Genomic DNA, 23923 nt, shown 5'->3' on the forward strand with positions numbered 1-23923 from the left:
ATTCTCCGGAAAGGATCTTTAATTGTGATAATGATGAACTTGTGAAATCTGAGCTAAGAACCAGGTGACGATCAGCAGATCGGCGCAGCCTCCGGGACTGAGGTTGCGTTCAATGCACTGTTGGTCGAACTGGTGTAGATATTCGAGATCGGCAGGGGTACGAATCCCCCCTTGCTGCATCAGGGCGGTGGCCTGCTTCTGTAACCAACGCAGACCTTCTGCGCCGCCACGTGAAGCCACGTTGGTGTCGCCGTTGATAGACATCAGCAGCAATAATGTGTCGAGTAACGCCAGTTCAGGGTCGCGGCCCTGAGTCAGCAGTGCGCGGTAGTGCGGCAGGGCATGCTGGATGACTAGCGGATATCCCGCTTCGGCTTCGCCCCGTGCGCCGGTTAATCCCAATTGCTGATAAAGACGTTGGCCAGCCGTGAGTTGTTGATTGTTCTGGCGCAGTTCGCGCTCGGTCAGGCCACGGCAAAATGTTGCTGCCGTAGAGCAAATGGTTTCAGCGGTAACAGTGAGTTGGAGCTGGTGCAGGCGGCCAATGGCGGCGCACAGCAGTCCCAGTGAAAAGATGCTCCCTTTATGGGTGTTCACCCCGGCGGTGGCGCGGAACATATCGGCTTCGCAGGCCATGCCCAGCGGGCGCAGTCCTTTCAATACATCCTCAGGCGACAGCTGTGCGCTAAACGCCCCATATTCAATAAAACGTGGTAGCCATGACTGAATCGCTTCAGCGCTGCGATGAAAATCTTCCAACGCCATATCTTTATGCGCGCCGTTGTTAATACGATCTACTAGACCGGGTTTGGGCGACAGGTTGACTTCAGTCAACATGGCGCGCCACGCAAGCGTTGCGTAAGCATCAGGCAGATCCAGAGGAAGGACTGCGTTATTGGTTGATGTTGCGGGAATCGGCATCATGCAGCAGTGCCTCCATCTGAGTGAGTAAGTCGGAAAGTGCGTGGGTTTTACCCCGCGCACAGTCGGCAGCACTTTGCTCGCACAGCAGACAGCGGCGGGCAGGGAGTGCGAAATGACGCCGGGACAGAATTTCCCCTTCAGGGGTCAGGACATCGATATCCCATAGCCGTCCCAGCGGGTGTGAATGCTCAAGTTCAATTGTGGCGAGCTTGAGGTCGTGGGCCGGAGCCTCAATAGACAAAAGACCTTCTGGACCGCTGGCAGAAACCAGCGCTGTTTGCTCCCTGACAATCCAGGTGGATTGTTTCGCCAACGCGAGCAAGGCGGTTACGCCGTGATTAAAGATACGACGGGTTAATTCGCTGTCTTTAATCGGTCCCGGTGCGACGACGGTAAACGAGACCAGCGGCGCAGAGTGGCGTGTCAGCCACTCCTGTTGCCTTGCCTGTCTCTCATCGCGGCTGGCTAGCAGCTCGGGAATGGAAACCGCGTGTTGGGTGGCGTATTCAGGGAGCAGGTGCATGGTTTATTCCTTCACCTGATGCACAACGTCAATCACTGAACCATCGCGGTAACGCACAACGGCAATCACGCGGTCAGTGAATTCGATAGCGCATGGCTGACCGGTGAGCTGCTGTGCACGTTCGCGCAGCCATTCAATGGACACCACTTTCATACCGGCTTCTTTCAGACGTTCTGCCAGTTCCGGACGTGCAGGGTTGACGGCGATACCGTGGTCAGTGACCAGAATGTCAACGCTGGAGCCTGGGGTTACGCAGGTCAGCACGTTATCAACCAGGGTCGGGATGCGTCCGCGAACCAGCGGCGCGACGATGATAGACAGCGCAGCGGCAACCGCGGTATCGCAGTGACCGCCGGATGCGCCGCGCAGTACGCCGTCAGAACCGGTCAGTACGTTAACGTTGAAGCTGGTATCAACTTCCAACGCGCTGAGCACCACGACGTCCAGACGATCGACGGATGCGCCTTTTGAGCCCCAGTTGGCATACTGGTTGGCACTGATCTCAATGTGGTTTGGATTGCGGGCCAGCGATTCTGCGGCGTTACGGTCAAAGCTCTGAACGTCCAGCAGTTTGCGAATCAGGCCTTTTTCGTGCAGGTCAACGATGGTAGCGGTAATGCCGCCCAGCGCGAAGTCGGCACGGATATCGCGGCTGCGCATTTTGTCTTCCAGGAAACGCGTAACGGCCAGAGAGGCGCCGCCGGTTCCTGTCTGCAGTGAGAAGCCTTCGTTGAAGTAGCCGGAATTAGCAATGACCTCAGCCGCGCTACGGGCGATTAACAGTTCACGCGGGTTGGTGGTCATGCGGGTCGCATCGGCACCAATTTTGTCCGCATCGCCGACCTGATCGATCTGCACGATCAGATCTACCTGATCCTGCGTAATGCTGGCCGGGTTATGCGGATAGGTCAGCAGTTGTTCAGTCAGCAGGACAACCTGTTTCGCGTTTTCGGCGTCTACGCGGGCATAGCCCAGTGAGCCGCAGCATGCTTTACCGGTATAACCGTTGGCGTTGCCAAACTGGTCGCAGGACGGCACGCCGAGGAACGCCACATCAATGCTGAGCTCGCCACTTTGCACCAGGTGCACACGGCCACCGTGGGAGTGAATTTGTACCGGTTCGGCTAGCAGGCCACGTGAGATTTCTTCCGCCAGCGGGCCACGCAGACCGGAGGTATAAATGCGGCTAACCACGCCCTGACGGATGTGCTCAACCAGTGGAGCATGGCAGTCGCTCAGAGAGCTGGAGGCCAGCGTCAGATTTTTAAAGCCCATATTGGCGATGGCGTCCATCACCAGGTTAATCGTCAGATCGCCACCGCGAAAAGCGTGATGGAAAGAGATGGTCATACCATCCTGTAAACCAGAACGACGAATGGCGTCTTCCAGGTTAGCGCACAGCTTTTTGTCGCGCGGTTTTTGCGCCTGCAATTCTACTTTTGCGGTGCTCTGATAAGCGGAAAGCTCACTTTCTGCATGACGGCTCCAGGTCGCCACGCGATCCTGGCGTTGAGACTGTTCGATTTTCTGCGTCATTTTTTTGCCTTATTCTTCGCGAATGCCGGAAAGTTCTGCACGGGAGATAACCAGAAGGGCGCGCTCGATAACCGGGCTGTCGACCATTTTGCCGTTCAGGGAAACTACGCCACGACCTTCGCGAGCAGCGGCTTCAGCGGCTTCCACAACCAGACGGGCGTGAGCCAGTTCTTTGCGCGTTGGGGCGTACAGGTTGTGCAGGAGTTCGATCTGGCGCGGGTTGATGAGCGATTTGCCGTCAAAACCCAGTTGCTTGATATGTGCGGCTTCGTGCAGGAAACCCGCTTCGTTGTTGGCATCGGAATACACGGTGTCGAACGCCTGAATACCGGCAGAACGTGCAGCCTGCAAAATAGAGCAGCGGGCAAACAGCAGTTCAGTACCTTCCGGTGAGCGCTCAGTGCGCAGGTTACGTACATAGTCTTCCGCACCCAGGGCAATACCGATCAGACGTTCGGAAGCATGGGCAATTTCTACCGCGCGGGTAATGCCTAACGGCGATTCGATGGCGGCTAACAGACCGGTGCTGCCTGGCTCACGGCCACAGGCGTTTTCGATACGCAGAATTTCGCTTTCGATGTCGATGACATCCTGCGCGGTATCGGTCTTCGGTAAACGTACAATGTCAGCACCGCCACGTACCACGGCTTCAAGGTCGTTGATACCCCATTCGGAGTCGAGGGCGTTTACACGCACGATGGTTTCAACGTCGTGATACAGCGGATGCTGCAGCGCGTGGTACACCATGCGGCGAGCGGTATCTTTTTCACGCAACGCGACGGAGTCTTCCAGGTCGAACATCAGTGCATCTGCCGGGTAGATGAACGAGTTGCTGACCATGGCGGCATTGGCGCCCGGTACGAACAACATGCTGCGGCGAGTACGAGTTTTACGTTGTTGCAAAGATTCGGAAATCACTGGCAATCCTCCCATGGCAGTGCCGGAATACCGCCAGCGCGGGCCAGTAGTGCTTCCAGTCGCGCACGTAAAATGCAGTCCAGTGCGCCTTTATCATCAACATTCAATTGCACGCCGCGTACGTTGTAGCGGGACAGAACGTCCAGAATGGTGGCCCGGATGGCATCACCGAACTGCTTTTCGACGCTACTGTTAACCTGCAGGTCAATATCCTGCGAATCGAGTGGGGCGATGCGAATCATCACATCACCGGACTCGAGTGTGCCTGCGACGGCTGCCTGGTTTATTTTCATTTTTCACCTGTTGCTAATGCGGGGGTATTTTGGCGGACTGCCGCACCCGATGAGGCTCGCTCAACCATGCTTTGCAGATACTGCAGCGTGGCGTCAGGGACCAGGGATGCGATAGCCGTGAGATCTTTTTTAACCAGCAGCTTGCGCACCCAGGAGGCGGAAATCGGCATCTCCTGGAAGCACAGCCGCTCAATTTCCACCAGTTCAATCGGCGGGGCGGGAAGCGTTGGGGTCTCCAGCCAGTAACGCATGTCGTTGTTATACTGGGAGGTGACGGTGCAATACGGCTCAGTACCGACGAAGCGGTGCGTGACGCCGAGAGCCGGAGCCAGATACTGGCGGAAGATTTTCAGGTCTATTTCGGTGTAGCAGTGGTTAATAACGCTCTGTTCTTTGATGAAGTAACACGGGAACGTGGCGCGGGAAATGATGTACTCCGAACCGCGATGCACGGTTAAACGTGGAATGTCTTTTGTTCCTTTAAGCACCAGATCCAGGCGGTCTTCATACGGAAAACGTGAGGTATCTTCTTTCACCAAAAACAGATGCAGCCAGTCACATTGCGCGGCCGCCTGTTGGATCAGAAAACGGTGTCCGTTGGTGAAGGGGTTGGCGTTCATGACGATACAGCCAATTTTTTTCCCATCATGACGCTGTTTTGCCAGTGATTCGGCGTAGCGTTTCAGACGTGTGGTGCTGTTTTCCATCAATACCATAATGCCGGGAACGCTGGTGAGCGTAGAAAAACCGCACTGTTTAAACAGCGATTCGTACTCGGTTTTGGTATAGATGAAGAGGTGCGTACAATGGCGTTCATAGGCAAGGTTGATTAACTCAGTCGCCAGCGTCAGCGCTAAACCCTCGCCGCGGACAGATTCACAGATTGCGACACACTTAATAATATTCCCAGCGATACCACCGCAGGCAATCAGACGGTCGTCACGGGTGACGGTGATAAATACTTCGACGGTCGTATCTACGCTCAAATCATTCTCTTTCAGAAATTGCGCGATAGCCGCCATCTTTTTATTTTCTGAGCGTTTAACTTGCGTGAATATATTATTACCGAACATAGTGAATAGAGCCCCGATGCTATATTTGTTACTGGGTTTCTGTTTTTGTTGCTCTGTTTAGCAACCTGATAACGTTTTGTTTGCAATTGAAGGGAATGGTTTTTTATTACGGAGTATTTCTTTTTTTCCCTGCTGCATACATCGTAAGGGGTATTTTGGAGGTAATTTTTGATTTATTTCACAATAAGTTAGAAGGTTTTAATGTGTTTTATGGTTTTAAGTTTTTTAATTAATTTAACCCTAAAATAAGGTGTGGTTTTAATTTGTTTAATTGATTTAAGGTGGGGAATCTGCAACGATCTTGTTTTATACCATAACGTGTAAATAGAACATTTTAATTACAACTACAATGAGAAATTAGTTTTAGTTAACGTCGGTGAGGAAAAATGTGATGGCAGAACAGAAAAATAAAACACGGTTTCCTTTTTTCCGCAGTCTGGCGTTTCCTTTACGTATCTTTCTGCTCATTCTGGTCGTTTCTGTTTTTATCATTGCCGCCCTGGCACAATACTTCACCGCCAGCTTTGAAGATTATCTGGCAACGCATGTCCGCGATATGGCAATGAATCAGGCCAAAATCATCGCCTCTAACGACAGTATCATCACGGCGGTTAAGCATCGTGATTACAAGCGGTTGGCGACGATTGCCGACAAACTGCAGAGCGGAACTGACTTCGACTATGTGGTTATCGGGGATACCAACTCCATTCGTCTATATCATCCGAACCCGGAAAAGATTGGCTATCCGATGCAGTTCACCAAACCCGGTGCGCTGGAAAAAGGCGAGAGCTACTTTATTACCGGTAAAGGGTCCATCGGGATGGCAATGCGCGCTAAAACGCCCATCTTTGATGACGATGGCAAAATCATTGGCGTAGTCTCAATTGGTTATCTGATCAGCAAAATCGATAGCTGGCGATCGGACTTCTTACTTCCGATGGCCGGCGTGTTTATCCTCCTGTTGCTGGTACTTATGCTGCTCTCCTGGTTTTTCGCTGCCCATATTCGTCGGCAGATGTTGGGTATGGAACCGAAACAAATTGCGCGTGTGGTACGTCAGCAGGAAGCGTTGTTCAGCTCGGTATATGAAGGATTGATTGCCGTGGATCCTGATGGATATATCACCGCAATAAATCGCAGTGCGAGGAAAATGCTGGGGCTGTCTTCACCTGGGAGAAAGTGGCTTGGAAAACCGGTGAGTGAGGTGGTTCAGCCAGCGGACTTTTTCACCCAACAGATTGCGGAAAAACGACAGGACGCGATGGTCAACTTTAATGGACTGAGCGTTATCGCCAACCGTGAGGCGATTCGCTCCGGTGACGAACTGCTTGGGGCAATCATCAGTTTTCGTAGTAAAGATGAAATTGCTACTCTTAATGCGCAGTTAACGCAAATCAAACAGTATGTAGAGAGCCTGAGGACGCTGCGTCATGAGCATCTGAACTGGATGTCGACTATCAATGGTCTGCTGCAAATGAAAGAGTATGACAAGGTTCTGGCCATGGTGCAGGGGGAATCCCAGGCGCAACAGCAACTGATTGACAGTCTGCGCGGCGCGTTTGCCGATCGTCAGGTAGCCGGTCTGTTGTTTGGCAAGGTGCAGCGCGCGCGGGAACTGGGTCTCACCATGACTATTGTTCCGGGCAGCCAACTGCATCAACTCCCCGAGGGGCTGGATAGCACAGAGTTTGCAGCAATTGTTGGCAATCTGCTTGATAATGCATTTGAAGCGAGCTTGCGCACCCAGCAAGGCAACAAGGTCGTCGAACTCTATTTGAGCGATGAGGGGGATGACGTGATCATCGAAGTTGCCGATCAGGGATGCGGTGTGCCGGAAGCATTGCGTGAAAAAATATTTGAACAGGGTGTGAGCACCCGTACCGATGAACCAGGTGAACATGGCATCGGTTTGTATCTTATTGCAAGTTATGTGAGGCGCTGTGACGGGGTGATTACGCTCGAAGATAACTCCCCCTGCGGCACCTTATTTTCTTTATTTCTTCCGAAAGTGAAAAAAAACAATGACGGAACCATTAACGCTATTGATCGTTGAGGATGAAACGCTACTGGCGGAAATGCATGCTGAATATATCCGCCATATACCCGGCTTCAGCCAGATTTGGCTGGCGGGTAATCTTGCGCAGGCGAGGATGATGATTGAGCGTTTTAAGCCCGGTTTGATTCTGCTCGATAACTACTTGCCGGACGGCAAGGGAATTACCTTATTGCATGAGCTAACCCAGGCGCGTTATCCGGGCGGTGTGGTGTTTACCACGGCGGCCAGCGACATGGAAACAGTCTCCGAAGCTGTGCGCAGCGGCGCGTTTGATTACCTGGTCAAACCCATTGCCTACGAGCGGCTGGGGCAGACCCTGACGCGTTATCAACAGCGGCGACGCATGTTGGCCGGTAATGATAGCGCCAGTCAAAAGCAGATAGATGAGATGTTTAATGCCTACGCGCGGGGCGAGCCGAAAGGGGATTTACCGACCGGGATTGATGCCTTAACGCTGAATGCAGTGCTGAAATTATTTGCCGATCCGACGGTACACCATACAGCAGAAACGATCGCCCAGGCGCTCACTATCAGCCGAACGACTTCCAGACGCTACCTGGAGTACTGTGCCAGCCGACATTTGATTATTGCGGAGATTATTCACGGTAAGGTGGGTAGGCCGCAGCGTATCTATCACGGCGGCTAAATGCTGATTTCTGACGTAGGCCGGATAAGATGCTTTAGCATCGACATCCGGCAACGTTGCAGTCGAAATGCCGGATGCGGCGTGAATGCCTCATCCGGCCTACATTTCTCTGAGTATCAGCCGCCAACGACGGCTGAAGAAGAACCTGGTACCATCACTTCAGTTGCGATAATCACAACCAACAACCCAACCAGAACCGGAACCGAGGTACGTTTCACCACTTCGAACGGAGAAATCTTCGCCATACCAGCAACAGCAACCACCACGCCGGAGACCGGGGAGATTGTGCGTCCAAGGTTTGACGCCTGCAGCATCGGGATAACAAGGTAAGCTGGGTTAATGCCGGAGGAATGCGCCAGCTTAGGGATCATCTCAACGAAGGCATAGAACGGAGCGTTACCAGAACCCGTAGTCATTGCCGCCAGCATAGTCAGGATCACCAGCACCATCATCAGAATAATGCTCGCTGAACCAAACGAGGTGGCGATAGAAATCAGACTCTGAATAAAGCCGATTGTGCTCAGACCCTGGGCAAATACACCCGCAGCGACTAACAACATCACCACGTTAGCAAAGGCATCCGCCATGCCACGGTAAGCGACTTCCAGACCAGAGAAAACCTTTTGGGTGTTGAACCCACGTACGAACTCCAGAATAGCCGCGATGAGCATGCACAGAACCAGAATCGTAATGATATGCAGCTGTGGACCCCATTTACCATCAAAAATCAGGACGCCAACAATCGGGGTAAACGGCAGAATGGCGTAAAATGACGGGGCAGTCGTGGTGATTTCAGCCACATCTAACATTTCATGAGAAATGTTCTCTTTTTTATCCAGAAAACGCTGCCAGAAAAAGTGGGCAATCGCCATAGCAATGATGGCGGCAATGGAAATTGGCAGCGTGGTTTTAAAGGCGAAATCGATCAGCGGCATTTCTGCAGCTTTTGCCGCCAGCACCACATCACCGGATGTTGGTGAAAGAATAATTGCAGCAGGGGAGGCACAAATGGCCGCTGCGGCGCCACGGCTGATCCCAACGTTAACCATGACCGGGAAAAGTGTTGCCATCAGCAATACGCCCAGACCGGTTGCTGACGAAACCGCCAGTGACATCAGGCAGGCGACAAAATAGGCGGCAATCATTAGCAGATAAGGTGAGTTGATGTATTGCAGAGGCTTGGAGGCCAGCTTAACGACCATATCGTTCGCGCCAATGTGGGTCATATAAGCGGCAAAACCACACAGCATCATGATCATCATGCCGAGATCGCCACCACGGCTCATCAGCAAAATTTTAATATATTCAACAATGTCTGTTGCCGTATAGCCCGTTGATGCCGCGCTGGACGGCAAAACTTTATGCCCCATCAGCGCACTGATAATCAGCAAAACCAGACCACCAACAAACAGTACGCCTGTCGCGGAATAACCTTTAATGATGTAGCGCGCTACACCCACAATAACCACAACCCCAATAAGGAGTTCAATAAATGTCAACATCGTTTCCCCTGTCGCATTGCTGCCCAGAAAGTAAAAAAACTAAAAAAAGTAAAAAGTGGTGACAGAATGTGCCTAATAAACCGATAACTCTTGCTGATTAAAATCAATAAAAATACGGATTCAAGCGATGGTTAAGCCGTTTTTTCAGCATCGCGGTTTAAAAAAGAATCTCACAATAAGAAACTGTGAAGCGCAGCGCTGATGTGTGTGTTTTGTGGCGATGATGAATATTAATTGTTAATTTATTGTGATGGTATTTAACTTTTTTCGCAGGAAAGAACAATTTATTGGCAATAAAGAGAAAATAGTTCCTATTAGATGGCTCAATAAACTCATGGATAATTATCTTAAAAATTATAGGCTGAGGATTATTCTGATTTTTTAGCTGCGCATTTTTGTTAAGCTAACATTAAGGTTGGGTTTGCTACAATTAATAATAAATCCCAGGATGGTAATTAAGTTGTGATTGTCGCTAAACGATATTTTCTCATTTTTTCATTTCTTTTTATTCAGTTAGCTTTCATTCCCCAGGGCGCTGCTGAAGATAAAGGCTGGTTCGCTACTTTTAAAGACAACGTCAGTGAAACCTGGCAGCAGCCAGAACATTATGATCTGTACGTGCCGGCTATTACCTGGCATGCTCGTTTTGCTTATGATAAAGAAAAAACGGATCGCTACAATGAACGCCCATGGGGGGCGGGCTTTGGTCAATCCCGTTGGGATGATAAAGGTAACTGGCACGGGCTTTATATAATGGCCTTTAAGGATTCCTACAATAAATGGGAACCCATTGGTGGTTATGGCTGGGAAAAAACCTGGCGACCGCTGGCAGATGAAAATTTCCACACAGGTCTCGGTTTTACCGCCGGTTTTACCGCGCGCGATAACTGGAACTACATTCCGGTACCCGTGCTGTTACCGCTGGCATCGATAGGGTATGGTCCGGCAACGTTCCAGATGACCTACATTCCGGGAACGTACAACAACGGTAACGTCTACTTTGCATGGATGCGTTTCCAGTTTTGATGGACTACCTGTATTGTCAGGTGGATTATTAAAAAGTCTTTTAAAAACAGTGCGATATTAACTTTAACTGAAAAATAACGCGACATTTATCACTTTTTGATAAAGTTCGACTGGACAAAGTCCACCACAATTGTTGTACTGATACCCGACACAGCATTTGTGTCTATTTTTCATGTAAAGGTAATTTTGATGTCTAAGATTAAAGGTAACGTTAAGTGGTTTAATGAGTCCAAAGGATTCGGTTTCATTACTCCGGAAGATGGCAGCAAAGACGTGTTCGTACACTTCTCTGCAATCCAGACCAATGGTTTTAAAACTCTGGCTGAAGGTCAGCGTGTAGAGTTCGAAATCACTAACGGTGCCAAAGGCCCTTCTGCTGCAAACGTAATCGCTCTGTAAGCATACGACAGCAAGCATTCAAAACCCGCTTAATTGCGGGTTTTTTTTCGCTTCAGTGCGCGGGAGAGGCCGAAACCAGCCAGAATGCCAGGGCGGTCATCGCAAATGATCCCAACAGATTAACCAGTACATTCACCATAGCCCAACCAAAACGTCCTTCCTGTAGCAAAAACACCACCTCAGCTGAGAAAGTGGAAAACGTTGTTAGTCCCCCGCAAAAGCCAGTGGTAATCAGTACCTTCCACATTGGATCAATGTTAGTCATGCGATTAAACCACGCCAGACCCATACCAATGATAAATGCGCCAAGTAAGTTTGCAGCCAGTGTACCGAATGGGATGGCCTGATGTAGCGGGTTAAACCTCATGCTCAACATCCATCTTGCTACACTACCTGTACCACCACCGATAAAAACCGCTAAAAGGAGTTGTAACACTGCATAATCCTGCTATTTGATTGTATATAGGATGAGTGTAACGCTGAATAATCGTGGTTGGCGAGCCTAACAACGTTTTCTGGAGGGAATATGTTCGTTGCAGCAGGGCAATTTGCCGTGGGACCTTCATGGGAAAAAAATGCAGAAACCTGCGTCTTTTTGATGTCACAGGCTGCAGGAGAGGGGGCGTCGCTGTTGGTATTACCGGAGGCGCTTCTGGCCCGTGACGATCTGGACCCAGACCTGTCAGTGAAATCAGCTCAACTGCTGGAGGGCGGATTTTTGACGCGCTTGCTGCGAGAAAGCGCGCAAAACGAGATGACGACAATCCTGACGATTCATGTTCCTTCTGTGCCAGGCCGGGCGTTTAACATGCTGGTGGCGCTACGGGCAGGTCAGGTCGTGGCCCATTACGCTAAATTACATCTCTATGATGCCTTTTCGATTCAGGAGTCACGAAATGTGGATGCAGGGGACGCCATAGCGCCGCTGCTGGACGTAGACGGGTTAAAAGTAGGGTTAATGACCTGTTATGATCTGCGCTTTCCTGAGTTGGCGCTGGCGCACGCATTGCAGGGAGCGGAAATTCTTGTCTTACCCGCAGCCTGGGTTCGGGGATCGCTTAAAGAGCATCACTGGGCTACGCTTTTGGCGGCAAGAGCGTTAGATGCGACGTGTTACTTGATTGCGGCGGGAGAGTGCGGTAACAAGAATATCGGCCAAAGCAGGGTCATCGACCCCCTTGGTGTGACCATTGCTGCTGCGGCAGAAACGCCCGCGCTAATTATGACCGAGGTTGCCGCCGAGCGGGTGAGGCAGGTTAGGGCACAACTCCCGGTGTTAAGTAACCGACGCTTTGCGCCACCGCAATTATTATGACGTTTTTTTAAACAAGGCTTGATTCACCTTGTTACAGATTGCTATTGTGTGCGCGCGTCGAAAGGCCGTTAATATTCTCAGGTTAATATGGCGCTTTATGCAGCCTGGTTTAAGTCAAGAAGGTATCTATGGGTGAGATTAGTATTACCAAACTGCTGGTGGTTGCCGCACTGGTTGTTCTGCTGTTTGGTACCAAGAAGTTACGTACACTGGGTGGAGACCTGGGAACGGCAATCAAAGGCTTCAAGAAAGCAATGAACGACGATAATGCCGATGCTAAGAAAGATGCTGATGGTAGCGTTCAGGCTGAGAAGCTTTCTCATAAAGAGTAATGTCAGGAGCATGATGCTCTTACTGCATACTCTGCATGAAAAAAAACCGGCAATTTGCCGGTTTTTTTATTGCTGATATGTAAGTGAGTATTACACGATTACTTCACTTCCAGCCCTTTGGCCTGCATGTCAGCATGGTATGAAGAGCGAACGAATGGACCGCAGGCTGCATGGGTAAAGCCCATTGCCATAGCTTCGGCTTTCATCTCATCGAACTCATCCGGGCTCACATAGCGTTGAACCGGCAGGTGATGGCGGCTTGGCTGTAAATACTGCCCCAGCGTCAACATGGTTACACCATGACTGCGCAGGTCACGCATGACCTCAATGATTTCCGCATTGGTTTCGCCCAGACCGACCATCAGACCTGATTTGGTCGGAATCTCCGGGTGCGCTTCCTTGAAACGTTCCAGAAGCTTCAGTGACCAGTTGTAGTCAGCACCTGGACGAACATTGCGATAAATACGTGGTACGTTTTCGAGGTTGTGGTTAAACACATCCGGCGGGGTGGCCGTGAGGATATCCAGCGCACGATCCATACGACCACGGAAGTCAGGCACCAGCGTTTCGATTTTAATCGACGGGCTTTTCTCACGAATAGCGGTGATGCAGTCAGCAAAGTGCTGAGCACCGCCGTCACGCAGATCGTCGCGGTCAACGGAGGTAATGACGACATAGCGCAGCGCCATGTCAGCAATCGTCTGAGCAAGTTTTAACGGCTCGTTAGCATCAGGAGCAACCGGACGGCCATGGGCAACGTCACAGAATGGGCAACGGCGGGTACAGATTGCGCCGAGGATCATAAAGGTTGCAGTTCCGTGATTGAAACATTCAGCCAGGTTAGGGCAGGAAGCTTCTTCGCAGACAGAGTGCAGGCCATTTTTGCGCATTGCCGCTTTGATGCCCTGGATGCGAGTGGAGTCCGCTGGCAGTTTTATTTTCATCCATTCCGGTTTACGCAGCAGGGCTTCACGCTCTGTTGCCACATTTTTTACCGGGATAAGAGCCATCTTATCGGCATCGCGGTATTTAACACCGCGTTCCATCACAATGGGTTTACTCATAGCTTGCGTGTTCCAGTTGCGAATTACGAAGGAAAGCGTTTCAATTCAAGGGAATGTTGCATTTATCAACTATTTTTGAATTAGTGATACGCAGTATATCATTGAAACGGGCCAGAAAGCAGCCTGACAGGCTGGCAAAATGTAAAATAGTTGTTGTTTTGTGCCATTTGCCACAACATATGCCGTGGCAAAGTATGCGCGTATTTTCAGTCCGCAATGTACTCGTGCGGTGGGTTACCCAACAGCGCCAGAATGTTGGCCAGCAGCCGGGGGCGAACGCTCTCGGTCGTGGCGGTGCTATCCCACTGCGATACCTTCGCCATTTCCATTCCGGCATAACCACAAGGATTGATACGCAGGAAAGGAGACAAGTCCATATCCACATTGAGCGCTAAGCCGTGAAATGAACAACCTTTACGAATACGTAACCCCAAAGAGCAGATTTTCTTCTCTCCAACGTATACGCCTGGCGCATCGGCTCGCGGGTGGGCGTCAATACCGATTTCCGCAAGGGTATTCACAACGGTTTGCTCCAGCAGCGTAACCAGTTCGCGAACACCAAGTTTACGACGCTTCAGGTTCAACAGCACATACATGACCTGCTGGCCCGGCCCGTGATAAGTCACCTGACCGCCACGATCGCTCTGGATCACCGGAATATCTCCTGGCATCAGTACGTGCTCTGCTTTACCTGCCTGACCCTGGGTAAAAACAGGATAATGCTCTACCAGCCAGATTTCGTCATAACTGTTTTCATCGCGGGTATCGGTGAATTCGTGCATGGCCAGAGAAACTGGCTCGTAAGGTTGAAGACCGAGCTGGCGGACAAGAATTTTATCCTGATACAAAACGGCATCTCCGTAGATACTCACATAGAGTAGAGAATATAAAAGAGGGGGAAAAGTATATCACAGGAGGGAGGGGTTACCCGAGCGGGGATGCAGCGGGTAACCAACAGGTTTTTACAGTACCATGCGTACGATATCGATATTGCCTAATTCTTCGTACAGCGTTTCAACCTGCTCAATGTGTGTAGCAGTAATAGTGATTGAGACCGAGTGGTAGTTGCCTTTGCTGCTCGGTTTTACCGTCGGAGAGTAATCACCTGGCGCATGGCGCTGTACCACTTCAACCACCTGATCAACCAGCTCAGGCAACGCCTGCCCCATTACTTTGTAAGTAAATGGAGTAGGGAATTCAAGCAGTTCGTTAAGTTTGGTTTTCATGTCAGCTCCGGCGTTACATCAATAAATAATAACTCCCACAGCGCGTGGGAGTTATCTGGATACCTAGTATATGGGGACGTAAATCACACTTTCAAGTGTTCGATTTTTAGCCAAACCAGTGATGGAACATTAATTTAATGTAATCAATGATTTTCCCAAAGAAGTTGCCTTCAGGGATTTCCTGCAGGACTACCAGCGGGCGCTGCTCAATGGTTTTGCCATCCAACTGGAAGTTGATGGTGCCGACAACCTGGTTTTTCTGCAGCGGTGCGTGCAGTTCTGTGGTGTTCAGCACATAGCTTGCTTTCAGATCTTTCATGCGGCCGCGCGGAATAGTCAGGTAGACATCTTTATCTACGCCTAACGATGCACGATCGGTATTACCAAACCAGGCGGGCTCTGAAGCAAACTCTTTACCGACTTTCAGTGGGTTCACGGTTTCAAAGAAACGGAAGCCCCAGGTCAGCAATTTTTTACTTTCGGTTTCGCGACCTTTATAGGTGCGGCCACCCATGACGGCGGAGATCAGACGCATCTGACCTTCGGTTGCGGATGCAACGAGGTTATAGCCAGCCTTGTCGGTATGACCGGTTTTGATACCGTCGACATTCAGGCTGTTATCCCACAGCAGGCCGTTACGGTTTAACTGACGGATGCCGTTAAAGGTGAACTCTTTTTCTTTATAGATAGAGTATTCGTTAGGCACGTCGCGAATCAGCGCCTGACCAATCATCGCCATGTCGCGAGCCGAGCTGTATTGACCGTCAGCATCGAGACCATGAACGGTCTGGAAGTGGGTGTTTTTCAGGCCCAGCGCGTTCACATAGCTGTTCATCAGACCGACGAAAGCATCCTGGCTACCGGCGGCGAAGTCCGCCATTGCCACGCACGCGTCATTCCCGGATTGCAGGTTGATACCACGGATAAGCTGAGAAACAGGAACCTGCATTCCTGGCTTCAGGAACATCAACGATGAACCTTTAAAGACCGGGTTACCTGTAGCCCAGGCGTCATTGCCGACGGTGACCAGATCGGTTTCTTTGAATTTCCCGGCTTTCATCGCCTGGCCGATGACGTAGCTGGTCATCATTTTGGTCAGACTGGCGGGGTCGCGGCGAGTGTCGGCGTTCTGTTCTGCCAGAACTTTACCTGAATTGTAATCAATCAGGATATATGACTCCGCATCGATCTGTGGAACACCCGGGATCATGGTTTTAATATTCAGGTCATCGGCATGGGCAGCAGAGAGAGAAGCTGCGCAGAGAGCCGCGGTGAGCGCCATACGCTGCACGAAACGAGCGGAAAAAGTGGTCTTCATGGTCTGAACTACGACGTCCGTGATGAAATTAAAAAAAGTGCCCTACTATAGCAAATGCAAAACGGGCAGGCATCTGACTTTCCGCGTGACTTTGTTAATGTCATTTACAGAAACTGACAGTTCAGATACCTGATTTACGTTATTACACGCCGGTGATGAAGGACTGTAATTGCGCCTCGGCTTGAAGACGCTGCTGCAATGTGGAGGCTTCAGCTTTGCTGGCGAACGGCCCCATCTGGATACGCCAGACTGCGCCGTTTTGTACCACCCGACCTGGGACGCCAAATTGCTGGCTTAAACGTTTTTGATACTGCTGCGCACGCGACTGCTCGCTGACTGCGCCAACCTGAACCACGTAGCGTCCGTTGGCTACTGCCGCTGGCGCAGGTGCAGCGACGGCGGCTGGTGTTGCTGCTGGTGCGGTTGGCGTTACCGGTGCGGTGGTGGTCGGTTGCGGAGCCGGAGTCGGCTCGCTACCTTCCAGCACGCCTGCAGCGAGTGTGGTCGGCGCACCGAGGAATCCACTGCTGTTCACTGGCGCACCGGTTGTATCATCGCTTTTCAACGTGGAATTGCTGATCGGACGAATATCGCCTTGCGGCTGGCCCACATCCGATGGCGCAGGCATGCTGCCCATACTGCCACCGCCGCTTAAATCAGGACGCGCGGGCAGGGCATAGGTTTGTTTCGCTACCGTGGTACAAGCCATTCCCGGCCCGGACAATGAACCATCCTGGGCGACGATGATCGGGTCGATACGCACTTTGGTATTGTTGGAGGTATTCAGACGGTCGGCTGCTGCACGTGAAAGTGAAATCACGCGATCGTTGCCATAAGGGCCGCGATCGTTAATGCGCACGACAATCATCCTGCCGTTTGCCAGGTTAGTTATTCTGGCATAGCTTGGGACTGGCAGCGTCGGATGCGCTGCGGTTAACTGCATCGGGTCGAACGCTTCACCAGACGCGGTTAAGTTGCTTCCGGGTTCCGCATCATAGATAGCGGCAAGCCCTGCCTGGCTAAAGCGGGAAGGGTCCTGGACGATTTTGTAGCTCTTACCATCACGCTGATAGTCCTGATTCGCCGTTGGGTTCAGGGGTTCAAAGCGCGGATCGGCCCCGCTGATTTCAACAATCGGACCATTACACACCGCAGGCTGCGGCGCGACAGCACCCTGTTGCTGACCATCATCACTCGAACACGCCGCGAGCATTCCTGCTGCGATGCAGATACCAAGCCACTGCTTACGCATTGCGTACCCCTTACACGCTTTTCGACAACATTTTTCTATGGGTATGGATCGACATAACAATCCCGAACCCAGCCATCAGCACGATAAGTGCCGAGCCTCCGTAACTAACCAGTGGGAGAGGAACGCCAACCACGGGCAGAATACCGCTCACCATACCAATATTTACGAAGACATAAACGAATAATATCAACATTAAACCACCCGCCATGACGCGACCAAAGGTGGTTTGCGCGTGGGCAGCGATCCATAATCCGCGCATAATCAGCAAAATGTACAGCGCTAGCAGAATTAAGATCCCTACCAGACCCAGTTCTTCCGCTAATACCGCGAAGATAAAATCTGTATGACGTTCGGGTAAAAACTCAAGCTGTGACTGCGTACCGTGTAGCCAGCCCTTACCACGTAGACCGCCGGAGCCAATAGCAATTTTAGACTGAATGATGTGATAACCCGCACCCAGCGGATCGGTTTCCGGATCGAGTAACATCATGACGCGCTGACGTTGATAATCATGCATCAGGAAGAACCACAGTATCGGGATAAACGCCGCAACCAGGACCACCGCAACACCGATTAAACGCCAGCTCAAACCAGAAAGGAACAGAACAAACAGACCGGAAAGGGCGACCAGAATTGAAGTTCCGAGGTCTGGCTGGGCGGCCACCAGCAGGGTGGGCATAAATATCAGCACCAACGCAATGGCGGTATTTTTTAGCGATGGCGGGCAAACATCACGGTTGATGAAGCGCGCGACCATCAGCGGCACGGCAATCTTGGCGATTTCGGAGGGCTGAAAACGCACAATCCCCAAATCCAGCCAGCGCTGCGCACCTTTGGAGATTGCGCCGAAGGCATCTACCGCCACCAACAAAATGATGCAAAAGATGTAGAGATAGGGAGCCCAGCCTTCATAAACTCGGGGCGGGATTTGTGCCATCACCACCATGATGACCAGGCCCATTGCGATCTGACCGACCTTGCGCTCCATCATGCCAATATCCTGGCCGCTGGCGCTCCAGATGACCAGCGAGCTGTAAACCAGCAGCGCCAGCAAAATAAGCAACATCGTGGGATCGATGTGGATTTTGTCCCAGAATGTTTTTTTGTTCGGATTATCCGTCACGATTATTGGTCCTCCGCTGCTGCAACCGCGGGGTTTTCTGCAGGCAGATTGGTGTTATTGTCGCCCAACATAATGTGGTCAAGGATCTGGCGCATAATGGTACCCACAGCCGGGCCCGCGCCACCGTTCTCAAGAATTATGGCGACAGCAACCTGGGGCTTATCATAGGGTGCGAAGGCCGTCATCAGCTTGTGGTCACGTAAGCGCTCGGCGATCTTATGTGCGTTATAGGTTTCATTGGCTTTCAGGCCAAAGACCTGTGCAGTACCGGATTTCGCCGCAATTTTGTAAGGTGCGCCAGCGAAATATTTGTGTGCAGTACCGTTAGGACGGTTGGCTACACCGTACATGCCGTCTTTTGCGATTTCCCAATAACCGGAATGAATGTCACCAACGGGTGGTTCGTGCGGCTGAATCCACGGCACTTGCTTGCCGTTTTCTGCCGTACTCATCAGCAGATGCGGAACTTTTACCAAACCGTCGTTGATAAGGATCATCAGCGCTTTACTCATCTGGATAGGGGTTGCTGTCCAGTAACCCTGACCGATGCCGACCGGAATGGTATCACCCTGGTACCATGGCTTTTTGAACCGTTTTTGCTTCCACTCGCGGGTTGGCATGTTTCCGGCGCGCTCTTCGGCAAGATCGATACCCGTATATTGACCGTAGCCAAACTTGCTCATCCACTCTGAAAGGCGGTCTATCCCCATATCATAGGCGATTTGATAGAAAAACGTATCCGCCGACTCTTCCAGAGAACGGGTGATGTTCAGATGGCCGTGCCCCCATTTTTTCCAGTCGCGGTAACGTTTTTCAGAGCCCGGTAATTGCCACCAACCCGGATCGAACAGACCAGTATTGCGGGTGATGACGCCTGCACTTAATGCAGAAACCGCGACGTAAGGTTTAACCGTCGAAGCAGGAGGGTAGACACCCTGAGTTGCGCGGTTAACCAATGGGGTATTCGGGTCATTGAGCAACCCGGAGTAATCTTTACTCGAGATACCATCGACAAACAGGTTCGGGTCGTAGCTCGGCATGGACACCAGTGCGAGAACGCCACCGGTACGCGGGTCGGTGACTACCACCGCGGCACGACTGCCCGCCAGCAGCGTTTCGATGTACTGCTGGAGTTTCAGGTCAAGGGTGAGATAGATATCGTGCCCGGCCTGCGGCGCCACTTCTTTCAGTTGGCGAATGACGCGGCCACGGTTGTTCACTTCAACTTCTTCATAACCCGTCTGGCCGTGAAGTACGTCTTCATAGTAGCGTTCAATACCCAATTTACCGATGTCGTGCGTCGCCGCGTAGTTGGCCAGCTTGCCGTCTTTGTCCAGGCGGTCCACGTCTTTATCGTTGATCTTCGATACGTAGCCAATGACGTGGGTCAGCGCAGAGCCGTAGGGGTAATAGCGGCGTTTATAGCCTTTAACTTCGACGCCGGGAAAGCGATATTGATTAACGGCGAACCGTGCCACCTGCACTTCACTGAGGTTAGTTTTTACCGGAATGGAGGTGAAGCGGTGTGAACGGGCGCGCTCTTTTTTAAAGGCGGCAATGTCGTCGTCCGTCAGGTCTACGACGTTACGCAGCGCGTCGAGGGTATCCTGAACGTTGTCGACCTTTTCCGGCATCATTTCTATCTGATAAATGGTGCGGTTAAGGGCGAGCGGAATTCCGTTACGGTCATAAATGATGCCGCGACTGGGGGCGATAGGCACCAGTTTGATGCGGTTTTCGTTCGAGCGGGTCTGATAATCAGTAAAGCGAACGATTTGCAGATTATAAAGGTTGGCGATCAGCACGCCGGTGAGCAGCAAAATCCCCAAAAAAGCGACCAGCGCCCGGCGCACAAACAGCGCGGACTCAGCCGAATAGTCGCGAAAAGAATTCTGTAGTTTCATCCGCTGCTTAATCTACTCAAGAATCAATGATCACTCACGGTGATAAGGATGGTTGGTGGTGATGCTCCACGCCCTGTACAGACTCTCCGCGACCAGAACCCGAACAAGAGGGTGAGGAAGGGTTAACGCAGAGAGTGACCAGCTTTGTTCCGCTGCCGCTTTACAGGCAGGGGAGAGACCTTCCGGCCCGCCAATCAATAGACTGACGTCACGACCGTCCAGTTTCCAGCGTTCCAGTTCAGTCGCCAGCTGCGGCGTGTCCCAGGGTTTACCAGGGATATCAAGGGTGACGATGCGGTTTTTGCCTGCGGCAGCCAGCATCTGCTCACCCTCTTTGTCGAGAATGCGTTTAATATCCGCGTTCTTGCCGCGTTTCCCTGCCGGGATTTCGATCAGCTCAAAGGGCATATCTTTCGGAAACCGACGGAGATACTCCGTAAACCCGGTTTGCACCCAGTCAGGCATCTTCGTACCCACAGCGACAAGTTGCAGCTTCACGCATTAACTCCAGAGTTTTTCCAGTTCATACAGGCGACGGCTTTCTTCCTGCATCACGTGGACAATCACATCACCGAGGTCAACGACGATCCAGTCTGCAACGTTCTCGCCTTCTACGCCGAGCGGCAGCAGGCCAGCTGTGCGGGACTCCTGAACAACGTGGTCTGCGATAGACATTACATGACGGCTGGACGTGCCGGTGCAGATAATCATGCAATCAGTGATGCTGGATTTGCCCTGAACGTCTAAGGCGATGATGTCTTGACCTTTCAGGTCATCAATTTTGTCGATTACAAAATCCTGAAGTGCTTTACCCTGCAAGTGTTCCCCCTGGGTGAAAAGAGTTAAAAACGTCTGTTAGTATACCTGAACCAGAGGCGATATCGGGACAAATGTCTCCGAAAGCGCTTTTGAAGTGCGCTATCATCCCACCCCACGCCGCAGAATGCATCGCCATTTTTGTAAAACAATTTCTGCAAAGCTCTGAAGGGCGGGAAAAGTCAGGTTGCGGAGAATAACAGCCTGTCATGGGGTGTCAATGGGAGAGAAGCCCTTCGGCAGAAAAAACAGGGCTTTCACTCCCCGTCGTGCCATACAGCCCGGCTGTTGAGCACTTTAAGAACCGCAAAATCGTCGCAAAAATCAATTGCGCTCCAGCAACCTTGTTCGACGCGAAAATGCCACATTGCTGTAGCCGGCATGGACAGCAGACGGGCGATCAACACGCTCAGAACACCCTGATGGCTCACCACCAGTAGGTTTTGGCACGTTTTGTAATCAGCGAGCTGAGCAATAAAGCGTTCCACGCGCAGGGAAAACGCCTGAAAACCTTCACCATTGGTTGGCGTCGCATTCTGCCAGTCGTTACACCACACGGCGTAGTTTTCGGCGTCTTCTCGCGCCAGATCACGATGATGGCGCATTTCCCAGTCACCAAAAAACATCTCATTGAGCTCAGGCATGTTGCGCACAGGAACCTCGCGATCGCCTAAGATCAACTGCGTTGTATGGCGGGCACGTTCCAACTCGCTGCACAGAACGTTGTCGACAGGCACATTGCGTAACAGCGTACCCAGTGTTTGCGCCTGAGCGATACCCCGTTCCGTTAGCGGTGTGGGGGCGTGGCCGCTGTATAAACCAGCGACATTGGCTTCAGTTTCTCCATGACGTACTAACCAGAGTCTCATTTTTTCCTCTTGAGGTTATTCGCACAAAACATGATGTTTGCCCTGATTGCGCAGAGATTTTTCACTAAAATACCTTTTTTTGCGTGGAGCGGCACGATGTCTTTATTGAAGAGCGCGCATGGTGGCAATACCCGAGAAGCCGCCGAACTGTTGGGCATCTCGCCTGAACAATTGTTGGATTTTAGCGCGAATATTAATCCGCTGGGTATGCCGGCAAGTTTAAAACGCGCGATCGTCGACAACCTGGACTGCGCGGAGCGTTACCCGGATGTTGATTACGCTAAATTGCATGCGGCGCTGGCGGAGCATCATCAGATTCCTGCCTCATGGATACTTGCCGGAAACGGCGAGACTGAGTCGATTTTCACTTTGGTGCAAGGACTTAAACCACGTCATGCGATGATCGTGACGCCCGGGTTTGCTGAATATCGTCGGGCGCTGCAATGGGGAGACTGTACGATCCATGAGTTTGCGCTGCGCGAAGACGATGGCTGGCAGCTTACCGATGCAATCCTCGATACGTTAACCTCAGAGCTGGACTGCCTGTTTCTCTGTACGCCCAACAATCCCACTGGCTTGCTGCCCGATAACCGCCTGCTGCGCGAAATAGCCGCGCGTTGTGAGTTGCTTGGGATCAATCTGATCCTTGATGAAGCGTTTATCGATTTTATTGCCGGGGAGCAGGGGTTTATTCCGCTGCTTCGGGATAACCCGCATATTTGGGTGCTGCGCTCGCTAACCAAGTTCTATGCGATACCGGGGCTGCGGTTAGGGTATCTGGTCAACAGTAATGAACAGGCTGTTGCACAGATGCGCCGTCGACAAATGCCGTGGTCAATTAACGCATTTGCTGCACTGGCAGGCGAGATTATTTTACACGACAGCGCATATCAGCAGGCAACATGGAAGTGGCTGGAGCAAGAGGGCGCGAGGTTTGATCGGCAGTTGAAAGAACTGCCCGGCCTGACGGTGTATCCTGGCAGGGCAAATTATCGCTTATTGCGCTGCGATCGGGCGGATTTTGATCTGCAACGCGCAATGCTGGAACAACATGTCTTGATTCGCAGTTGTGCTAATTATCCGGGGCTGGATGCGCGCTATTATCGGGTAGCCGTTCGCAGCCAGGAAGAGAATAACCGCCTGTTGGCGGCTCTACGCAAGGTGCTTAGCGGTACAACCCCTGCTGATTGATATAGTCAAGCACTGCTGCTGGCATCAGGTCGTCGCACGGCTCGCCTTTTTCCAGACGCTCACGGATGAGCGTGGCGGAGATGTTAAACCACGGCGTTTCAGCCAGATAAATTTTCCCGCAAGGCAAGTTGTGCAGGTCATCTGGCGAATGGGTCAGATGATCCTCCAGCCACTGCTGGTGCTTTTCCTGCGCCATTTCGAGCGGATAGCCCGGACGTCGGCAGACAATGAGGTGGGTGTTACCCAGAATCGTGTCGTAGTCATGCCAGGACGGAAAGGTAAGCAGTGAGTCCTGGCCAATAATAAACGCTAATGGCACGTCCGGTCCTTGCTCCTCGCGCCACTCTTTGAGCGTTTGCGCGGTGTAGGAGGCGGTATCGCGTTTCAGTTCGCGTTCATCAAGGGAGAACAGCGGCTTATCGGCAATGGCCAGTTCAACCATGCGTTGACGTTGTTCGCCGGACGCTTCGGGTTGCGCACGATGCGGCGGCACATTATTGGGCATGATAATAACCCGGGAAAGGCCAATCAGATTCGCCAGAATTTCAACCGGTTTAAGATGACCATAATGTACCGGATCAAAGGTGCCACCGAACAGAGCCTGCAATGATTTCATA

Annotated in this window: 26 protein-coding genes; 7 read left to right on the forward strand and 19 right to left on the reverse strand. The window is 51.7% G+C overall.

Going from position 1 to position 23923, the window contains the following annotated elements:
- Positions 1 to 18 precede the first annotated feature (18 nt).
- Genes citG through citC form a run of 6 tightly spaced genes read right to left on the reverse strand, consistent with a single transcriptional unit; the run spans position 19 to position 5267 of the window.
- A complete protein-coding gene (citG, locus tag OGY68_RS07570) occupies positions 19 to 924 on the reverse strand; it encodes a triphosphoribosyl-dephospho-CoA synthase CitG (RefSeq protein WP_057067701.1) in 906 nt (301 codons plus the stop codon).
- Entirely contained in the window at positions 893 to 1447 is a 555-nt protein-coding gene (citX, locus tag OGY68_RS07575; protein WP_003831273.1) for a citrate lyase holo-[acyl-carrier protein] synthase, read from the reverse strand. Before citX ends, citG begins: the two co-directional genes overlap by 32 nt.
- Positions 1448 to 1450: 3 nt before the next feature.
- Complete coding sequence (gene citF / locus OGY68_RS07580) at positions 1451 to 2983, reverse strand: citrate lyase subunit alpha (protein WP_057067702.1); 1533 nt, start codon at positions 2981 to 2983, stop codon at positions 1451 to 1453.
- A gap of 9 nt (positions 2984 to 2992) precedes the next feature.
- Complete coding sequence (locus OGY68_RS07585) at positions 2993 to 3901, reverse strand: aldolase/citrate lyase family protein (protein ID WP_003831275.1); 909 nt, start codon at positions 3899 to 3901, stop codon at positions 2993 to 2995.
- Positions 3898 to 4194 carry a citrate lyase acyl carrier protein gene (gene citD, locus OGY68_RS07590; RefSeq protein ID WP_003831276.1) on the reverse strand — a complete coding sequence of 99 codons (297 nt, stop codon included), beginning with the start codon at positions 4192 to 4194 and terminating at the stop codon, positions 3898 to 3900. The genes OGY68_RS07585 and citD overlap by 4 nt, the downstream gene beginning before the upstream one ends.
- Positions 4191 to 5267 (reverse strand): [citrate (pro-3S)-lyase] ligase, encoded by a 1077-nt coding sequence (gene citC / locus OGY68_RS07595; protein ID WP_003831277.1) that lies wholly within the window; start codon positions 5265 to 5267, stop codon positions 4191 to 4193. Before citC ends, citD begins: the two co-directional genes overlap by 4 nt.
- A 391-nt stretch (positions 5268 to 5658) precedes the next feature.
- Between citC and dpiB the strand changes: the two genes are divergently transcribed.
- Both dpiB and dpiA read left to right on the forward strand, forming a co-directional pair.
- On the forward strand, positions 5659 to 7320 hold the full coding sequence (gene dpiB, locus OGY68_RS07600) for a sensor histidine kinase DpiB (RefSeq protein ID WP_008784080.1): 1662 nt from the start codon (positions 5659 to 5661) through the stop codon (positions 7318 to 7320).
- A complete protein-coding gene (gene dpiA / locus OGY68_RS07605) occupies positions 7289 to 7969 on the forward strand; it encodes a two-component response regulator DpiA (RefSeq protein WP_003831279.1) in 681 nt (226 codons plus the stop codon). Before dpiB ends, dpiA begins: the two co-directional genes overlap by 32 nt.
- A gap of 116 nt (positions 7970 to 8085) precedes the next feature.
- Here dpiA and dcuC read toward each other — a convergent pair whose 3' ends face one another.
- On the reverse strand, positions 8086 to 9471 hold the full coding sequence (dcuC, locus tag OGY68_RS07610) for an anaerobic C4-dicarboxylate transporter DcuC (protein WP_003022136.1): 1386 nt from the start codon (positions 9469 to 9471) through the stop codon (positions 8086 to 8088).
- A gap of 462 nt (positions 9472 to 9933) precedes the next feature.
- On the opposite strand from dcuC, the gene pagP reads away from it, so the two are divergent.
- Entirely contained in the window at positions 9934 to 10497 is a 564-nt protein-coding gene (gene pagP, locus OGY68_RS07615; protein WP_003831280.1) for a lipid IV(A) palmitoyltransferase PagP, read from the forward strand.
- Positions 10498 to 10686: 189 nt separating this feature from the next.
- Positions 10687 to 10896 (forward strand): transcription antiterminator/RNA stability regulator CspE, encoded by a 210-nt coding sequence (cspE, locus tag OGY68_RS07620; protein WP_000034825.1) that lies wholly within the window; start codon positions 10687 to 10689, stop codon positions 10894 to 10896.
- A gap of 52 nt (positions 10897 to 10948) precedes the next feature.
- Here the strand turns inward: cspE and crcB are convergent, their stop codons facing one another.
- Complete coding sequence (gene crcB, locus OGY68_RS07625) at positions 10949 to 11332, reverse strand: fluoride efflux transporter CrcB (protein WP_003831281.1); 384 nt, start codon at positions 11330 to 11332, stop codon at positions 10949 to 10951.
- A gap of 90 nt (positions 11333 to 11422) precedes the next feature.
- Between crcB and OGY68_RS07630 the strand changes: the two genes are divergently transcribed.
- Both OGY68_RS07630 and tatE read left to right on the forward strand, forming a co-directional pair.
- Positions 11423 to 12211, forward strand: coding sequence for a deaminated glutathione amidase (locus tag OGY68_RS07630; RefSeq protein WP_057067703.1), 789 nt, complete (start codon positions 11423 to 11425; stop codon positions 12209 to 12211).
- Positions 12212 to 12339: 128 nt separating this feature from the next.
- Positions 12340 to 12543 (forward strand): twin-arginine translocase subunit TatE, encoded by a 204-nt coding sequence (gene tatE / locus OGY68_RS07635; protein WP_003022699.1) that lies wholly within the window; start codon positions 12340 to 12342, stop codon positions 12541 to 12543.
- Positions 12544 to 12641: 98 nt separating this feature from the next.
- On the opposite strand, the gene lipA is transcribed toward tatE, so the two are convergent.
- From lipA to OGY68_RS07685, 10 genes are all read right to left on the reverse strand, one after another.
- Entirely contained in the window at positions 12642 to 13607 is a 966-nt protein-coding gene (gene lipA / locus OGY68_RS07640; RefSeq protein WP_003022702.1) for a lipoyl synthase, read from the reverse strand.
- A 206-nt stretch (positions 13608 to 13813) separates the two neighbouring features.
- Complete coding sequence (gene lipB, locus OGY68_RS07645; protein ID WP_032942682.1) at positions 13814 to 14455, reverse strand: lipoyl(octanoyl) transferase LipB; 642 nt, start codon at positions 14453 to 14455, stop codon at positions 13814 to 13816.
- Between the two features lie 114 nt (positions 14456 to 14569).
- Complete coding sequence (ybeD, locus tag OGY68_RS07650; protein WP_003022706.1) at positions 14570 to 14833, reverse strand: DUF493 family protein YbeD; 264 nt, start codon at positions 14831 to 14833, stop codon at positions 14570 to 14572.
- A 106-nt stretch (positions 14834 to 14939) separates the two neighbouring features.
- Positions 14940 to 16151 (reverse strand): D-alanyl-D-alanine carboxypeptidase DacA, encoded by a 1212-nt coding sequence (gene dacA / locus OGY68_RS07655; RefSeq protein WP_003022711.1) that lies wholly within the window; start codon positions 16149 to 16151, stop codon positions 14940 to 14942.
- A gap of 142 nt (positions 16152 to 16293) precedes the next feature.
- Positions 16294 to 17403: an endolytic peptidoglycan transglycosylase RlpA gene (gene rlpA / locus OGY68_RS07660; RefSeq protein ID WP_057067704.1), complete on the reverse strand. Its 1110-nt coding sequence runs from the start codon at positions 17401 to 17403 to the stop codon at positions 16294 to 16296.
- A gap of 10 nt (positions 17404 to 17413) precedes the next feature.
- Positions 17414 to 18526 (reverse strand): peptidoglycan glycosyltransferase MrdB, encoded by a 1113-nt coding sequence (gene mrdB, locus OGY68_RS07665; RefSeq protein WP_003022718.1) that lies wholly within the window; start codon positions 18524 to 18526, stop codon positions 17414 to 17416.
- A 2-nt stretch (positions 18527 to 18528) separates the two neighbouring features.
- The gene (gene mrdA / locus OGY68_RS07670; protein ID WP_003831292.1) at positions 18529 to 20430 is read right to left on the reverse strand and encodes a peptidoglycan DD-transpeptidase MrdA; all 1902 of its coding nucleotides are present in this window, start codon (positions 20428 to 20430) and stop codon (positions 18529 to 18531) included.
- Between the two features lie 30 nt (positions 20431 to 20460).
- Positions 20461 to 20928 (reverse strand): 23S rRNA (pseudouridine(1915)-N(3))-methyltransferase RlmH, encoded by a 468-nt coding sequence (gene rlmH, locus OGY68_RS07675; protein ID WP_003022725.1) that lies wholly within the window; start codon positions 20926 to 20928, stop codon positions 20461 to 20463.
- Between the two features lie 3 nt (positions 20929 to 20931).
- Positions 20932 to 21249, reverse strand: a complete 318-nt coding sequence (rsfS, locus tag OGY68_RS07680) for a ribosome silencing factor (RefSeq protein WP_003022728.1) — start codon at positions 21247 to 21249, stop codon at positions 20932 to 20934.
- A gap of 254 nt (positions 21250 to 21503) precedes the next feature.
- On the reverse strand, positions 21504 to 22115 hold the full coding sequence (locus OGY68_RS07685; RefSeq protein ID WP_048235891.1) for an adenosylcobalamin/alpha-ribazole phosphatase: 612 nt from the start codon (positions 22113 to 22115) through the stop codon (positions 21504 to 21506).
- 96 nt (positions 22116 to 22211) lie between these two features.
- On the opposite strand from OGY68_RS07685, the gene cobD reads away from it, so the two are divergent.
- Positions 22212 to 23306 (forward strand): threonine-phosphate decarboxylase CobD, encoded by a 1095-nt coding sequence (gene cobD, locus OGY68_RS07690; protein ID WP_008784087.1) that lies wholly within the window; start codon positions 22212 to 22214, stop codon positions 23304 to 23306.
- On the opposite strand, the gene nadD is transcribed toward cobD, so the two are convergent.
- Positions 23281 to 23922 carry a nicotinate-nucleotide adenylyltransferase gene (nadD, locus tag OGY68_RS07695; RefSeq protein ID WP_100247219.1) on the reverse strand — a complete coding sequence of 214 codons (642 nt, stop codon included), beginning with the start codon at positions 23920 to 23922 and terminating at the stop codon, positions 23281 to 23283. The two genes, cobD and nadD, sit on opposite strands and share 26 nt — an antisense overlap.
- Position 23923: the final 1 nt, after the last annotated feature.

Source organism: Citrobacter sp. Cpo065, assembly GCF_030332805.1.
Classification (GTDB): Bacteria; Pseudomonadota; Gammaproteobacteria; order Enterobacterales; family Enterobacteriaceae; genus Citrobacter; species Citrobacter portucalensis.